Source organism: Burkholderia diffusa (assembly GCF_001718315.1).
Lineage (GTDB): Bacteria > Pseudomonadota > Gammaproteobacteria > Burkholderiales > Burkholderiaceae > Burkholderia > Burkholderia diffusa_B.
In genome coordinates this window covers 2,217,151-2,233,865 of record NZ_CP013363.1, presented here as the reverse complement: position 1 = coordinate 2,233,865, position 16,715 = coordinate 2,217,151, and the positions used below count along the sequence as shown (strand labels likewise).

Annotated in this window: 11 protein-coding genes; 5 read left to right on the top strand and 6 right to left on the bottom strand. The window is 63.6% G+C overall.

The window, feature by feature from the left end:
• Together WI26_RS25195 and WI26_RS25190 are read right to left on the bottom strand one after the other, a co-directional pair.
• Positions 1-870, bottom strand: a complete 870-nt coding sequence (locus WI26_RS25195; protein WP_069227555.1) for a DMT family transporter — start codon at positions 868-870, stop codon at positions 1-3.
• A 243-nt stretch (positions 871-1,113) separates the two neighbouring features.
• Positions 1,114-1,299, bottom strand: a complete 186-nt coding sequence (locus WI26_RS25190) for a hypothetical protein (RefSeq protein WP_069227554.1) — start codon at positions 1,297-1,299, stop codon at positions 1,114-1,116.
• A gap of 206 nt (positions 1,300-1,505) precedes the next feature.
• On the opposite strand from WI26_RS25190, the gene WI26_RS25185 reads away from it, so the two are divergent.
• A complete protein-coding gene (locus tag WI26_RS25185; protein ID WP_059464547.1) occupies positions 1,506-2,264 on the top strand; it encodes a DeoR/GlpR family DNA-binding transcription regulator in 759 nt (252 codons plus the stop codon).
• Between the two features lie 104 nt (positions 2,265-2,368).
• The gene (locus WI26_RS25180; protein WP_069227553.1) at positions 2,369-4,195 is read left to right on the top strand and encodes a phospholipase D-like domain-containing protein; all 1,827 of its coding nucleotides are present in this window, start codon (positions 2,369-2,371) and stop codon (positions 4,193-4,195) included.
• A gap of 124 nt (positions 4,196-4,319) precedes the next feature.
• On the opposite strand, the gene WI26_RS25175 is transcribed toward WI26_RS25180, so the two are convergent.
• The 3 genes from WI26_RS25175 to WI26_RS25165 all read right to left on the bottom strand — a co-directional run bounded on the left by WI26_RS25175 (position 4,320) and on the right by WI26_RS25165 (position 8,094).
• Complete coding sequence (locus WI26_RS25175; protein ID WP_059464545.1) at positions 4,320-4,994, bottom strand: TetR family transcriptional regulator; 675 nt, start codon at positions 4,992-4,994, stop codon at positions 4,320-4,322.
• Positions 4,995-5,109: 115 nt separating this feature from the next.
• Entirely contained in the window at positions 5,110-6,378 is a 1,269-nt protein-coding gene (locus tag WI26_RS25170) for an NAD(P)/FAD-dependent oxidoreductase (RefSeq protein ID WP_069227552.1), read from the bottom strand.
• A 135-nt stretch (positions 6,379-6,513) separates the two neighbouring features.
• The gene (locus WI26_RS25165; RefSeq protein ID WP_069227551.1) at positions 6,514-8,094 is read right to left on the bottom strand and encodes an amino acid permease; all 1,581 of its coding nucleotides are present in this window, start codon (positions 8,092-8,094) and stop codon (positions 6,514-6,516) included.
• A 633-nt stretch (positions 8,095-8,727) separates the two neighbouring features.
• On the opposite strand from WI26_RS25165, the gene WI26_RS25160 reads away from it, so the two are divergent.
• On the top strand, positions 8,728-10,239 hold the full coding sequence (locus WI26_RS25160; protein WP_059464541.1) for an aldehyde dehydrogenase family protein: 1,512 nt from the start codon (positions 8,728-8,730) through the stop codon (positions 10,237-10,239).
• Positions 10,240-10,462: 223 nt separating this feature from the next.
• Here WI26_RS25160 and WI26_RS33470 read toward each other — a convergent pair whose 3' ends face one another.
• Positions 10,463-10,606: a hypothetical protein gene (locus tag WI26_RS33470; protein WP_414143876.1), complete on the bottom strand. Its 144-nt coding sequence runs from the start codon at positions 10,604-10,606 to the stop codon at positions 10,463-10,465.
• A 925-nt stretch (positions 10,607-11,531) separates the two neighbouring features.
• Between WI26_RS33470 and WI26_RS25155 the strand changes: the two genes are divergently transcribed.
• Both WI26_RS25155 and WI26_RS25150 read left to right on the top strand, forming a co-directional pair.
• Positions 11,532-12,053 (top strand): hypothetical protein, encoded by a 522-nt coding sequence (locus tag WI26_RS25155; RefSeq protein WP_236849334.1) that lies wholly within the window; start codon positions 11,532-11,534, stop codon positions 12,051-12,053.
• The gene (locus WI26_RS25150) at positions 12,054-16,655 is read left to right on the top strand and encodes a calcium-binding protein (RefSeq protein WP_236849333.1); all 4,602 of its coding nucleotides are present in this window, start codon (positions 12,054-12,056) and stop codon (positions 16,653-16,655) included.
• The last annotated feature ends 60 nt before the right edge of the window (positions 16,656-16,715 follow it).

Sequence of the window (16,715 nt, the reverse complement as noted above, 5' to 3'; positions counted from 1 at the left end):
TCAGCGCCGCGCGAGCACGACGCCCGCCAGCGCGAGCCCGAAGCCGGCGAGCTGGACGGTCGCGAGCGTTTCGCCGAACAGCAGGTAGCCCTGCAGCGCGGCGAGCGGCGGCGCGAGGAACAGCAACGACGTCGCGCGCGCGGCGTTGCCGCGCCGCAGCATCCACATCAGCATCGTGACCGCGCCGCCGGACAGGAACACGACGCCCCACACGAGCGATATCCACAGCGCCGGCGCGCCGATCCAGCGCGTTTCGTGCAGCAGCGCGACGAAGACGGCCGCGACGATTGCCGCGCCGAGGTTCTGCACGGCGACGGCCGTGCGCAGATCGTTCTGCGCGAGCTTGCCCTTCTGATACAGCGACCCAGCGGTGATCGAGCCGACCGACAGGATCGACACGGCCACGACGAACCACGCGGGCGCGGCGCCCGGCGGCGACGCAACGCCGTCCGCGACCTTCGGCGCGAGCACGAGTGCGACGCCGGCGAGCCCGAGCGCCATCCCGAGCCAGCCGCGCGCGGGCAGGCGCTCGTTGAACAGCGGCACCGCGAGCGCGGCGGTGGCGAGCGGCTGAAGCGCGCCGAGCAATGCCATCACGCCCGCGTTCAGTCCCTGTGCGACGGCCCAGTAGCTTGCGCCGAGATAGACGCCTTGCAGCAGTGCGCCGGCGATCAGGTGGCGCGGCCATTCGCGGCGGGCCGGCCATGGCGCGCGCGCGGCGAGCGCCACCGCGCCGAACAGCGCCGCCGTGCCCGCGAATCGCGCGAGCAGGAACAGGTTCGGATCGGCGTAGGGCTTGATTGCCCGTGCGACGATGAAGCCGGTGGACCACAGCGCGACGAAAGCCGCGGCGACGAGCGAGGTAAACATGCGTGGCGGACCGCGATACGGCCGGACGAATCGGGAAGTTGGCCAGTATCGGGCGAAGCGGCGCCGCCGTCTTGTCGGATTCTGCACTCGCTCGTGGCGCGTGCGCGCCGCATACAGTTGCCACGGGATGCGCGTTGGCCGTGGCCGTGACGCGCTACAAGCCCGGCGGCGTTCGCCTACCGGCCGGCCAGGTGAAGATGCTGCGGCATGAAAACGCGCCGTGGCGCGCGGAAAGGAAGGGGGTCAATCGAGCGAGAACGTGTCGAGCGGCTGGTTCGCGCGCGCGTCGGTCGCGAAGCGCGCGGCGAGCTGTTCGTACAGCCGGCGCGCCTCATCGAGCGTCAGGTCGATCCAGTACGGATCGCCCGCTGCGTCGTTGAGTCGTCCCGGCGAAAACTGGATTTCGAGCACACTGCCTTTGCGATACATTGCGCAAGCCCCCCTGATGGTCTGTCGTTCGGCGAAACGCAGAGTGTAGCAACCGCTTGCCGCACCGATTCGCGCGCATCGGGCAATACAGAATTTCGTTTCCGTGAAACGCGATGGCCGCCCGCCGCGCCGCCGTCAAATGGCGGTCAAACGGCCGTAATACAATGGTCGGCTTACCCATTACCAGTCGCCTCGGGCGCATTGCGATGCTGGCGGAACAACGTCATCAATACATTCTGTCGGAGCTCGGAAGATCGGGTGCGCTGTCGGTTGCCGAACTCGTGCGCTCGCTCGACGTGTCGCGCGAGACGGTCCGGCGCGACCTGAACGCGCTCGCGGCGCGCGGCCTGCTCGTGATGACGCATGGCGGCGCGCTGGCGGCGGACCGCCGCGAGCCGAGCCTGTCCGAGCGCGAAGCGGCGAACGCCGAAGCGAAACGCACGATCGGGCGGCGCGCGGCCGAATTCGTGCCGGACGACGCGTCGGTGCTGATCGATTCGGGCAGCACGCCGCATGCGGTCGCGCTCGCGCTGGCCGATCGCCACCGGCTGTCGATCTACACGAACGACTGGCGCACGGCGTTCGTGCTCGCGCGGCGCAACGGCAATCGCGTGACGTTGCTCGGCGGCGAACTGTCCGACGACGAGGATGCGACGTTCGGGCTCGATACGATCCAGCAGCTCGCGCAATACCATGTCGATTTCGCGTTCGTCGGCGCGGGCGGCATCACGGCCGACGGCGACTGCACCGACTACTCGCGGCTCGCCGCCGAAGTGCGCAGCCGGATGATCGCGGCGGCCGGCACGGCGATCATCGTCGCCGATCATTCGAAGTTCGGCCGCGTGACGCCGGTGCGGATCAACGGCACGTCGGCCGCGCGCTACCTCGTGACCGAGCGCGCGCCGGACAAGGCCGTGCGCCGCGCGCTGACCGCACGCGGCATCGAGCTGCTCGTGTGCGACTGACGCGGGTCCGACATACAAGGTTCATCGAACCGTCATCGCGCGGGAAGAACCGCCGTCAACACTGACCCATTCATCTCGACCGGCTCGTCCGGCAGGAGCAACGAATGACCGTCAGCGTACGCAGCTATCTTTCTCCGACCCTGGTCCTGCTGGCCTTCGACTGGCCCGATGCGGCGTCGCGCACGGACTTCCTCGGCTTCGCGATCCGGCGCACGCCGGGTTTCTGGTCGGCCGACGGCAAGACGCGGGCGCCGAACAGCTGGCTGCCGAACCGGCTCACGTTCGACGGCCCGGCCGCCGACACGCAGGGCGACGCGCCGACCGATCAGGCGCCGATCCAGAAATTCATGTGGTGGGACGCGCGCATCGATCCGCAGGATCGCGATGCGTCGTTCCGCTATGACGTCTATCCGGTCGTCGGCACGCCGGAGAACCTGCAGGTGCTCGACGCGGAAGCCGGCGTGTGCGAGGTCGTGCTGCCCGCGCACGTCGTGGACGGTGTCGGCACGTGGTTCAACCGTGCGGTCGTCAGCTCGCAGGCATTCGCGAAGCAGGTTGCGGCACTGGGTCTCGCACCGAATGCGGCGCCGAGTGCGGACCAGGCGCTGAAGCTGCGCACGTGGCTCGCGAACGACATGGAACAGGTGTTCGCGACGATGCTCGACCCCGCATCGCGCGCGGTGTCGGCCGTCTATCACCTGACGGACACGCTGTGGGCGCTGCCCGCATTCGAGGCGTTCGGGCGTCAGCACGGCGAAGCGTCGCTCGCGATCGTCTACGATGCGCACGCGACCGCGCGCAAGGGCAAGCCGCCGCTGCCGTCGCCGAACCAGCCGGCCGTCGATGCGCTGCAGGGCCTCGCGACGCTCGCGCCGCGCGACCGGACGCACATCATGCACGACAAGTTCATCGTGACCGATGCACCGGCGAATGCGGCGACCGCGGTGGCGCCGGCGCGCGTGCTGACCGGTTCCGCCAACTTCACGACCGAAGGGCTGACGGAGCAGGCGAACGTGCTGCACGCGTTCGATTCGCCGGCGCTCGCGGCGCTGTACAACGCGCGGGCGCACGCGCTGGCCGCGAATCCGCCGATTGCGGAGACGGCGAAGTTGTCGGCGGGCTGGTCGGCGCCGATGACGATCGGCAGCGCGCAGGTGCGTGTCGCGTTTTCGCCGGAGCCGGCGGGGCAGCGCACCGAGATCGATACGATCGTCGCCGCCATCGCGGCCGCGAAGCATTCGGTGTCGTTCTGCCTGTTCATGCCGACCGACGCCGCGCTGCGCGACGCATGCTTTGCAGCCGGCGACCGCGGCCTGATGATGTTCGGCCTGGTGAACCGCATCAACGTCGGCAGCGCGACGAAGGCCGATGCCGCGCAGCACGACGGGCAATCGCTCGATGCGGCGACGCTTGCGAACCTCGAGCTTTACCATCGCCAGCGCGATCGGCGCGACGTGATCGATGCCGCGTATTTTTCGCCGGCGACCGTGCCGAAGGGTTTCGAGCCGGAGCTGCGCCTCTTCCCGGGCGAGCCGGCGCCGGCCTATCCGCCGGTCGTGATCCACCACAAGTTCATCGTGATCGATGCGGAAGGCGCGGACCCGATCGTCTATACAGGCTCGGCGAACATGAGTCGCAATTCCGAGCAGTACAACGACGAGAACCTGCTGGAGATTCGCGACACGCGGATCGCGGCGATCTATCTCGCGGAATTCCTGCGGCTCTACGAGCACTACCGCGCGCGGGCGCTGTCGATCGAGACGAAACGGCAAGGGGCCAGTGCGCAGCGGCAGCTCGCGCTCGCACCGGATTCGAGCTGGGCGAAGAAGTATTACGTGCCGGGCAGCCCGGAAGAGAAGGCGCGGATCGCGCTGGCGTCGGCCGTGCCGACGGATGCGCCCGCGATGCACGCGCGGCGCGAGGTGGCATGAACCATGCGCGCCGCGTGCGTCCGGCTCATGCCGGTTGCAGGCGGTGCGGCGAAGTTCGGGGGATGTGCCGGATGGCGAGTGGAATGCTCGCCCGCCGGCCTTCGGACGGAATCGTGCGGTGAGCCTACGCGGCGACGTAACGCAGCACGGAATCGGTGATCGTCTCGCGATGCCGTGCGCGCAGCCGCGGCGCTGACGGGTCGCGGCCGAACGCCGCACCGAACGTATAGCGGTTCGACACGCGGTGGAAGCAGAACGAACTGATCAGCAGATGCAGGTCGAACGCGTCGATGTCCTTGCGGAAGGCGCCGCTCGCCGCGCCGCGCTCGAGCAGTTCCTCGAGCGTCTTGATGATGCTGACGTTGCGGTTCTTGAACGACTTCAGCTGTTCGAGATACTTCGCGCCGTGGATGTTCTCGATCGATACGAGGCGGACGAAGTCGCGGTGCTTGTCGTGATAGTCGAACGTGAATTCGACCAGCCGGCGCATGCCTTCGCGCGGCTCCATGTCGCCGACGTGCAGTTCCTGCTCGAGCGCGCGGATGTCGCCGTACACCTTCTCCAGCACGGCCTCGTACAGCCCTTCCTTGCTTTCGAAGTAGTAGTAGAGCATCCGCTTCGTCGTGTTCGTGCGCTCGGCGATCGCGTCGACGCGCGCACCGGCGAGGCCCATCGCGGAAAACTCCTGCGTGGCGACGTCGAGGATGTTGCGCTTGGTTTGCTCGGGATCGTATTTGCGCCGCGCATCGGTCGCAAGCGCTCGGCTTTCGGACGTGGCGGCCTTGCTTCCAGCTTTCATGTGACTTTGTTGTGGGTTCGCGGCGGCATGAAAAAATCATTCTAGCATGCGGGAAATGCCCGCCCGGCCGACCTTTCGCTCTAATCGGCCGTGCGGTTTCGGCTGCCGCCGCCGCTCAGTGCCGGCACGACGCAAGCGCGTCGCGGGCCTGGTACGCGGTGTACGTGAGTTGCGCGGCGGCTAGCCCCGCGAGCCCGAACGTGCGCGTGAGCCCGAACGCGGCGAAGCCTTCCGGAACGGGCCGCTCCCCGGCCAGCGCGGCGGCGAGCGCTTCGCCGGCGACGGTGGTCGGCGCCATCCCGTGGCCGCCGAATGCGATCGCGTGCCACACGCCGTCCGCGTCGCGGCCGATCTGCGGCATCTTGTGTCGCGCGTAGCTCATCAGCCCGCCCCACGCGTATTCGACCTTCACGCCGTCGAGCTGCGGATACACGCGCAGCAGGTCGCGTCGCAGCAGCCGCGCGATCGCATCGGGGCCGCGGTCGAGCACGGAGATCCGGCCGCCCCACAGAATCCGTGTGTCCTTCAGCGGACGGTAGTAGTCGAATGCGAAACGTGTGTCGTAGATCGCATATGGCGCGTCGATCGCGTCCGGCAGGCGCGCGCCGAGCGGTTCGGTCGCGATCACGTAGGTCGCGATCGGCAGCACCGCGCGCTCGATGCGCGGCGACACGCCGCGCGCATAGCCGCCGCCGGCGAACACGACGTCCTTCGCACGCACTACGCCCTGCGCCGTGCGCACGACGTAGCCGGCGCCTTCGCGCGCGATGCCGAGCGCGGCCGAGCGTTCATACACGCGCGCGCCGCCGCGCGAGGCGGCCGCCGCGACGCCGAGCACGTACTTGAGCGGATGGAAGTGGAACGCGTTCGGTTCGAACAGGCCGCCGTAATAGCGCTGCGTCCTCAGCCGCGCACGCAGCGCGTCGGTGGCAACCGGTTCCCAGTCGACGTTGAATTCCTGCTTCATCAGCGTGCGCACGCCGTCGAGCCGCGACGGATCGTCGAACCAGTTCGCGAGCATCACGCCTTCGTCGACGATGTCGCAGTCGATTCCGTAGCGGGCGATCCGCGCGCGGATCAGGTCGACCGCATCGACGGTGAGCCGGTACAGGCGGCGGCCCTCGTCGCGGCCGAGCGTGCGCAACAGGTCCGCGTTGTCGAGGCTGTAGCCGCCAAACACGAAGCCGCCGTTGCGGCCCGATGCGCCGAAGCCGACCCGCTCGCCGTCGAGCACGACGACATCCCGCACGCCGCGCTCGACGAGGCCGAGCGCCGTGCACAGGCCGGCGAGGCCGCCGCCCACGATGCAGACCTGCGTGTCGATCGTGCCGGTCAGTTGCGGATAGGGCTGGCGGGTAACGGTGGCTTCGTAGAAGTTCTGCATGCGTTCTCGGTGACTCGTAACGACGGAAAAACGGACGGCGCGCGTCGATCTTGCCTGAACGCGCGCGCCGCGTCGAATGGGGTTTTCAGCGCAACGGCCGCGGCGGTCGGGCGGCGGCCGTTGCGCGACCGGCCATCAGGCGCCCGGCGTCGGGTTGGCCGGGGCGGCGACGTAGGTCGGATAGCCGGCATCGGCCTTGACCGTCGCTTCGGCCGTCGCGTTGCGCTCGATCCACGGCGCGATCTCCATGTCCTCGTAGCGGACGAGGCGGCATTTGCGCACCAGCGCGTAGCCGAGCCAGATCGCGAGGAAGAACGGCAGGCCGATGTAGGTCGCGGCGATGCCGGCCCAGTCGATCTTGTCGGCGAGGAACGCCTGGTAGTCCTGGCCGAGCGCGACGATCGCGCACAGCCCGAATGCGAACAGCGGGCCGAACGGGAACCACTTCGACCGGTACGGCAACTGGTCGAGCCGATAGCCCTGTTTGAGGAAGCCCTTGCGAAACCGGTAGTGGCTGACCGCGATGCCGAGCCAGGTGATGAAGCCGGCCATGCCCGACGTGTTCAGCAGCCACAGGTAGACGGTCTTGTCGCCGTACAGCGATGTGAGGAAGCACAGCGCGCCGACGGCGGTCGTCGCGTGCAGCGCGTTGCGCGGCACGCCGCCGGCCGACAGCTTCGCGAACAGCTTCGGCGCGCGGCCTTCGACCGCGAGGTTGTAGAGCATCCGGGTCGACGCATACATGCCCGAATTGCCGGCCGACAGCACGGCCGTCAGGATCACCGCATTCATCACGCCGGCCGCGAACGCGAGGCCCGCATGGCGGAACACGAGCGTAAACGGGCTCACGCCGATGTCGGTCACGTCGCTCTTCAGCAAGCTCGGGTCGGTGTACGGAATCAGCACGCCGATCACGAAGATCGCGAACACGTAGAACAGCAGGATGCGCCAGAAGATCTGGCTGACCGCGCGCGGAATCGTCGTGCGCGGGTTCTCCGATTCGCCGGCCGCGACGCCGATCATTTCGGTGCCCTGGAACGAGAAGCCCGCAATCATCGCGACGCCGAGCATCGTTGCCCAACCGCCCACGAAGGGCGCGTCGCCGATGGTGAAGTTGCCCCAGCCCGCGCTCGGGCCGCCCTGCATGATGCCGAAGATCATCAGCAGGCCGACGCCGACGAACGCGAGCACCGTCAGCACCTTGATCAGCGCGAACCAGTATTCGGCTTCGCCGAAACCGCGCACCGACAGCGCGTTGAGCGCGAAGATCAGCGTGAGGAAGATCGCGCTCCACCAGACGCCTGGCACATGCGGAAACCAGTAGTGCATCACGAGCTGGGCGGCGACGAGCTCGACCGCGAGCGTCACGGCCCAGCTGTACCAGTAGTTCCAGCCGAGCGCGAAGCCAAAGCCCTCGTCGACGAATTTCGCGCCGTAGGTCGCGAACGAGCCGGACACGGGCATGAACGCGGCCATTTCGCCGAGGCTCGTCATCAGGAAGTACACCATCAGGCCGATCAGCATGTAAGCGAGCATCGCGCCGCCGGGGCCGGCCTGCGAGATCGACGCGCCGGACGCGACGAACAGGCCCGTGCCGATCGAGCCGCCGATGGCGATCATCCGCAGATGGCGTGCCTGCAGCGCGCGGTGGAGGGACGGCTTCGCGGGCGGCGAGCCGGACGGACGGGGCGAGTCGGGGCGGGCATCTGAATGCATGGCGGGGGCTGGCGCTGTCTCCGGGATTGTTTTTTGGTGACGAAGGGCGGCGCGTCGCCGGGTGGGCAGCGGCACTGCTTCGCTGGCTTGATCCCGATCTGCCAGTGCAGCGGGCCGCGACGCGTGTCGCCTTCGTCGGTCGTCCGGCCGCCGCTGGGCGGCCGTCGGCGCAGCGGGTGCTGTGCACCTCGACGCCGCCCCGATTGTGTGTGCCGACCGCATGCGCGGCAAACGATATTTCCGCACTGGGTAATGCAACTTTGTCATCAACTTGTTGCCTGCCGAAACCGGCGCGGCGGCCCGGCCACGAGCCCCGGACACGTCCCGTACCCATGCCGAAACAAGTGGATTCGCCCTGCGGGGGTGTTGCGTTTTGGGAATGAAGTCGTGAGTTAATATCAATAGCGGCCCGACTTGTGGCCACCGACAATGTGTCTCATGGATCGTGCGTCGCGAGGCCGGGACGTGCCGTCCGGCGGGTTTTCCGGCGGCGGCGCCGCGCGATGCGCCAGGCGGCGCGCCGGCCCTCCCGAGCCGCACATCCGCTTGCACAGGGCGCGCGAACGCGCTCCAATCGAATCACGCGGGCGGCGTCGCCGCCGCATCGATCAATCTGTCCCTGAAGAGGAAGTGATGCAATTCAACGACATTCTTGCTGCGCTCGACATCGATCTCGCCCAGTGGAAAGGCAATGCGCTGACCGCGCGTTCGCCGCTCGACGGCGCGACGCTCGCGACGCTGGCGGTCGACTCGCCCGCCGACGCCGAGCGCAAGATCGACGCCGCGCACGACGCATTCCTCAAGTGGCGCACGGTGCCGGCGCCGGTGCGTGGCGAGCTCGTGCGCGTGTTCGGCAACGTGCTGCGCGAGCACAAGGCCGAGCTCGGTCGCCTCGTCACGCTCGAAGCCGGCAAGATCACGTCGGAAGGGCTCGGCGAAGTGCAGGAAATGATCGACATCTGCGATTTCGCGGTCGGCCTGTCACGCCAGCTTTACGGCCTGACCATCGCATCCGAGCGCCCGGGCCATCGGATGATGGAGACGTGGCACCCGATCGGCGTGTGCGGCGTGATCTCGGCGTTCAACTTTCCGGTCGCGGTGTGGGCGTGGAATGCCGCGCTCGCGTTCGTGTGCGGCGATTCGGTCGTGTGGAAGCCGTCGGAAAAGACGCCGCTCACCGCGATCGCATGTCATCAGCTGCTCGCCAAGGCGCTGCGCGAATTCGACAAGACGCATCCGGGTGTCGCGCCGCAAGGCTTGAGCCAGCTCGTGCTCGGCATGCGCGACGTCGGCGAGGTGCTGACCTCGTCGAAGAAGGTGCCGGTCGTCAGCGCGACCGGTAGCGTGCGGATGGGCCAGGAAGTCGCGAAGGTGCTGAGCCAGCGTCTCGCGCGCGGCATCCTCGAACTTGGCGGCAACAACGGGATGATCGTCGCGCCGAGCGCCGACCTCGACCTCGTGGTGCGCGCCGTCACGTTCGCGGCAGTCGGCACGGCAGGCCAGCGTTGCACGACCCTGCGCCGCCTGATCGTACATCGCAGCATCGTCGACCAGCTGCTGCCGCGCATCGAGAAGGCGTACGCATCGGTGAAGGTCGGCAGCCCGCTCGAGGAAGGCACGCTCGTCGGCCCGCTGGTCGACCGTGCGTCGTTCGACGCGATGCAGAAGGCGCTGGCTGACGCGCGCGAGCAGGGCGGCGAAGTGAAGGGCGGCGAGCGCGTCGATCTCGGTCACGCGGATGCGTATTACGTGCGTCCGGCCATCGTACGGATGCCGAAGCAATCGGCGGTGGTCGAGCGCGAGACGTTCGCGCCGATTCTCTACGTGATGGTCTACGACAACTTCGAGGACGCGATCGACGTGCACAACGCGGTGCCGCAGGGCCTGTCGTCGGCGATCTTCACGAACGACATGCGCGAGGCCGAGCAGTTCATGTCGGCGGCCGGCAGCGATTGCGGGATCGTCAACGTGAACATCGGCACGAGCGGCGCGGAGATCGGCGGCGCGTTCGGCGGCGAGAAGGAAACGGGCGGCGGCCGCGAGTCGGGTTCGGATGCGTGGAAGGCATACATGCGCCGTGCGACGAACACGATCAACTACAGCCGTCAGCTGCCGCTGGCGCAAGGCGTGAAGTTCGACGTGTGACGGAGAGGGGCCGGTGTGTTACTGGCGCAGATTCCATCGGGCGACTGATGTAGCGTCGGAATCGCTTCAAGCGGGAAAGCCGGCCATGGAGCCTAATGCCGTTTTAACATTCCCGGTGAAGTGCAGAATGGTGTAGCGAAACAGTTGGGACTTGACGGCCCGGTCGCGAAAGCGACCGGGCCGTTTTTCATTGAGAAGTTGCTTGATCCGTTCACGTAGGTGTTCAGGCAGTGCCGGAAATATGCCGTACGAGCGCGGGGATGGCGCTCTCGCCGACCAATGACGCATCAGGTGCCGGTAGCGCCAGCGTCAATCCATCAACGATCTCGCTGATCGACTGATGCCGGTACAACTCACGCGCGAGCACCAGCCACACCACCTATTGAGCCGGCAAGCGCTGCCGGCGAATGCTGGAACTTTCGGTTGTCCGGGCTGCCGACTGCATTCATTCGTACGCTAGATGTCGACCTAGCCGGTCTCGTTCGAACGGCAAAGGGCGAAAGTCGTCGGCCAGCATGCCGACAAAAGCGAACATCGTCACTCCTGATTTACAACCAGTCGAAGCATTGTGGCGCGGATTTGAAAATCTGGCTTGGCTGTTTTTTCTACTACTAATTCGTCGATGTTGCGCGTTAAGCGATTACTCGTACAAGTGCGGAATTATATTTGTGGTTTCGTATCTGTATGAAAATAAATCGACTTCCTATTTTGTTTAAATTATTTCCGTGTCTTCGTGGTGCGACATAGTGCTGGGGGCTAGTGTGATCCGTCGGTTTTGCTTGGTAACGCTTTGACACACTGTGATTGGCATCTATATGGAATGGCGGCGAGACGAAAAGGGGCTTGTGCGAACTCGCACGGAAAGGAGATGACAATCGGGCTCGAGTTATCGGTGGATGACTGATTGCGATCTATCGGCGGAATCGGTGATCATGGTTTGGTATCTCGTCGGTGCGCTAACGGCATGGTTCGCATCAAATGACGTACTGGTGCGGACGTACTGGTGCGTTGGCCAGTGCTGACGGAGTATGCCGGATACCGCTGGAGAAGGCGGCGAGCGTCCCATCTACGTTTTCATGGAATTGAATGTGACTAAGGGAGATATTCGGATTGAATTCGATAATGCTTGCAGAGTTTGATTGGGTATCGATATGAAAGAGCGTCGGTGGCCAAGGAGGGATGCTCGTTCTACAGGGCGGGAGAACGGAGCCGGCTATGGATCGGTGAGGGAAAAGGGCGGAGATGATACTGAGCCAACGAACATCTTTAGCCTAATGATCAAGGTTTATCGAATGAGTCCCGCACTCTTGGTGTTGCATTTATCTGGGGTGGTGATTGCTTGGTTTGCACCGGATGACGCGTTGACGCGTTGGTCGTTTCTGAAGGTTGCGGTAGCCAACGCTGGAGAGATATTTCCTTTGATACCCGGCGCGGTGAAGAAATCCAAGTTTCCTGACGTGACGGCGCTGTATTTTTTTTTGATGTTGGTCGCGATTCCGATGAGGCTTTCGGTAGCGATTCGCTTTTGTTATTCGTATCGATCTCGGATTGAGAGTGGGTATTCTAAAATTTCCTTTGCGAGGAAAATCTACGCAATTTTTGTCGTCTTGATGTTTATGTGCATGGGATTCCATTCGATTTTGGCTGATGGGTATTTCTATGAATGGAACTTTGTGGCAATAAGCCGTTCGCGCATGTGGCTGGGTTTGATCGGGCCGCTGTTTGCGGGTGGGGCCGAGGTTATCGCTATTGCGCCGGGTGTCGTTGCAGTTTTCATTGCAGTGCGCCGCGCTTTTAATTGTAAGGAGGAGTAGATGGTGGCTGGTTATGAACTCGACAAATGGGATGTGCTCGGTTCGGTAGGGGAGGGCATAAGAATCGCGCTACAGAAATCTGCTGCCCAGATGGAGCTCATCGCAAACAATGCGGCGCGTCTTTCTACAGATGCAGCGAGCCGTGCTCAATATGCGAAGGCGATGTGGCAAAGTCTGGATGAATTGAGTAACGCAACAATTAGAGCGCTGGATAGTATCGACCGAAGTCGTCTCGATGCTCAGCTTATTGCGCGCGTTGATGCTATGCGCGCGGAGCTTGGGAAAATAGAGTCATTTTCCAAGATCGCGCATGAAGCTGATTCCATGGGTAAACTGATGTCGGGTTTAGGGCATCGATTGGGTAGTATTATTTCGGTTGCTCAGTTGTTGTGGATCATCAAAGATCCGAGCGCATCGTCCTATGAGGTCGGAGGTGCGGCCATTGGGGTAATGGCTGGTATTCTTGGAGGAGCGATAGCAGGAGTAGCCGTAACAGCGGTGTTGCCGGGGGCAACAGTAGTTGCCGGTGTTACGTCTGTGGTGGGCGGGTTATTTTTGGCGAAAAAAGCTGAATCAGCATGGAAGGAGTATATCGCCCCCAAACTGCTAGATTTGACTGCGGCCAACAGTCCACGTTTCCGCGACGACGTATCACGTACCATCGATTTGTTGATGGGGGTGTCATCGTCTGGCGTAACCATTGCTAACACTCGTACCGATGGGGACTGGAGTATCACGACGTACAGCAATGGTGCCGAGATAAAAATGTCTACCCTGTCGTTGGAAGATTATCGCCCGGAATTCGAGCCAGGGTACATTGAGCTCGGAGGCGAGTGGGTAGGGTATTCGGTCCAGATTACCACGCCCAATGGAAAGGGCGGTCATACCGTCCAGTACATTGGACGGTCGGGCACGGTCACGAAGACCGACACGAATGGAGATGGCATATTCGACCATGTCACGAAAGAAACCCGCCTCACCGACGGCGCCAGCGTAATCCGCGAAGACACCAACGGCGATGGCGTCGCCGACCACAATTTCGTCATGAACGGCGGCCAACGCTACGACCTGTCCAACGTCCGTGATGCCGCCTTTGTCGACAGCCTGCTGACACGATATCGAACGACAGGGCTTCTGAGCGGCACGAGTTTCCTCGACCTGAGCCAGATCATTTCTCGTACGCTCACCTTCGGCGGTCGAAACGACTACGGTTTCACGATGCCGCCCGGCTGGTACAACCCGATCGGTGCATTCTACGAAGCTAAAAGCGCTGCGTTCGACAAGGCCGCCTCCATTGCCGACAAGACGCCTGTCCTGCTCGACGCGAACCGATGGGGTGTTGACGTTAACGCGCTCCATTCGCGCGACGTGAACCGTGACGGAAAACTGACCGGCGCGGAGCTAAGCGGGCTACAAGTCTGGATTGACGCGAACGAAGACGGTATCGGCGACGCAGGTGAATTCAAATCGCTGGCACAATCCGGCATCACGGAGATTCGTGCAGTCGACTACGACGTAATCACGCGGGGCAACAACCGCCATGCATCGGCACCGGTCGCGGCGCCATGGAAACCTTGGGAAGCATCACAACCCGGCCGCATGTACTTGGCCCCTGCTGTTCCGCTGTCGAACTACCGAACGCTGCGCGATACCGACAAAATCTACTGGATCAACTCCAGAGACTTCATCCTATTCGGCCCGACGCAGATCAAGGTCAGTCCTTCCAATCGGATCTATCTCATCGGTACCGACGGGGACGACGTATTCGATGCGAATTACTACGCTGCTTATGGTCACTGGATCGACAGCAATCTGCTCGTCAACTTCCTCGCAGGAGGCGGCAACGACACGATGGGCGGCAGCAGCCGCGACGACAACCTGTGGGGCGGAACGGGCAACGACACGCTGTTCGGCTATGAGGGTAACGACCGGCTCTACGGCGAAGAGGGCGACGACGAACTGAACGGCGGTGCCGGCAACGACGTGCTCGACGGCGGTATCGGCAACGACAGGCTATTCGGCGAGGTCGGGAACGACATCATGAACGGCGGCGATGGCGATGACATCATGATGGGCTTCACCGCATCGAACGAAAGCAAGCAAACCCTCTCCTGGGGCGAAACGGACGACGACATCATGTACGGCGGCGCAGGCAACGACCGGATGTGGGGTGGCGTCGGCCACGACTACATGGACGGTGGCGACGGGGCGGATTTCGTGAGTGGCGGAGACGGAAACGATACGGTCCTCGGCGGCGCCGGGAACGATGAACTGCATGGTGACGCAGGCAACGACAGGTTGCTTGGAGATGCCGGCAACGATCGCATGTTCGGCGAGGCCGGGGACGATGTGCTCTGGGGCGGCGACGGCGACGACGTGCTGGTCGGCTTCACTGCCAGCAACGATGCGAAGCAAACGTTGTCGTGGGGTGAATCCGACAACGACATGCTGTATGGCGGCAACGGCAACGATGCGCTATATGGCGGTCTCGGCAACGATTACCTCGATGGTGGTAACGACAACGATTTTCTCGACGGTGGCGATGGCGATGACCGGCTCTTTGGCGGCGCGGGTGATGACGAACTAAATGGCGGCAACGGTCACGACGCGCTTTCGGGAGAAACCGGCAACGACAAGATTTTCGGTGGCGCGGGCAATGACACGATCTGGGGAGGCGACGGCGACGATATTCTCGCTGGCTTTACTGCCAGCAATGACGCGAAGCAGTCGCTGGCCGCGTGGGAAACCGATGACGATACGATCTACGGCGGGGCCGGAAACGATTTGATCCTCGGCGGCCTCGGCAATGATCAGCTGTACGGCGACGCAGGCAACGATGAAATTCAAGGCGGGGACGGCCATGACAGGCTTTATGGCGGTGATGGCAACGACCGACTGTTTGGCCAAGTCGGGAACGACATTCTGTACGGCGGTGCGGGCGACGATTTGCTGGTGGGGTTCACCGGTGACAACGAGGCGAAGAGGGCACTAGGCGCCGGCGAGACCGACGATGACTATCTCTACGGTGGAGAGGGCAATGACACGCTGCTCGGTGGTCTGGGTGACGACTATCTCGACGGCGGGGCCGGTGCGGATCACATGGAGGGCGGCGAGGGCAACGATACTTATATCGTGAACAGCGTCAATGACGTGATTCTCGAATACGCAAACGAAGGTTATGACACGGTAATCAGCAGCGCAAACTATATTCTCAACGCCAACCTTGAAGAATTGAGACTCGTCGAAGGCTTCAACATCAACGGCACGGGAAATGCGCTGGATAACCGGATCGTCGGCAACAGCGCAGACAACATCCTCGATGGCGTCACCGGTGCCGATACGATGATCGGCGGAAAGGGCAACGATACCTACTATGTCGACAATGTCGGCGACCGGATCGTTGAATTCGCAGACGAAGGCATCGATACCGTGCAGAGCAAGATCAGCTATTCGTTGGGCGAGCACGTCGAGAATCTGAACCTGCTGGATTTCGGCAAGCCGGAAAAAGGGCTCGTCGATGGTGTGGCCGTTCATGTGTACGGATACCCGAAAGCCAACGAGCTGGATTACATGCAAGGCGATGCGGTCCCGCAGTTCAAGGGAACGTGTGCGCTGACGTCGATCGTAAATTTGCTGACGCAGACTGGGGCCCCGACTACCGAGGAAGACGTCGTCCGGCGCGCAATCGATAACCAATGGGCCGTCACCAACCCGGCCGCAACGGATTACCAGAGAGGCGGATCGAATTACGTTCAGCAACAGGCGCTGCTCAAGAGTTATGGTATTGCAAACAATTTGCTTGCCGGATACGACGAGCATGCGGTTGCGAATCTCGTCCGCAGCGGTCGTGGCGTGATACTGGCGCTGAACTCGGGGCGGCTTTGGGAAGACAGCGCTTATCTGGATGGCGGTGGCGTGAATCACGTGGTTACCGTCACGGGTGCGGTCTATGGAGACGCCGATGGCGCGCTCAAGGGCTTTTACATTGCGGACTCGGGCCGCCGGAGGGTCAGCGACATGACGCGCTACATCAGCCTTCAGGAATTCCGGGCGGCCGCCAACGTACCGAATGCCTACGCGATCTACACCGCCGAAGCGCTGAAACTGTGGAACGAGGACATCGACGGCACGGGTAACGCACTCGACAACACGATCATCGGCAACCGGGGCAACAACGTGCTGGATGGCGGTGCCGGCAACGACATCCTGATCGGTGGCCTGGGCAACGATACTTATCGATTCGGCCGCGGGTCCGGTCGCGACACGATCCGGGATGACGACGAAACGCTCGGCAACGGTGATGTGATCAGCATCGGAACCGGCGTATCCGCGGATCAATTGTGGTTCCGTCACGTCGGCGACGATCTCGAGATCAATATCCTCGGCACCAGCGATACCGCAACGGTTCGCGACTGGTATCTGGGATCAAGGTATCAGATCGAGCAGATCCGTATCGACGACGGCCGGACACTTGTCAACGCCGATGTCGAGAAGCTGGTACAGGCCATGGCGGTATGGTCGCCGCCGGCTGCGGGATCAATAACGCTGTCTCCTGAGCATCAGGCCGCGCTTGCGCCGACGCTGGCGACGAGCTGGCGTTAATTCCCGCCTCCCCGAAGGTTGGGCCGTCCGGTTGCACATCGCGTGCGACCGGACCGCCTG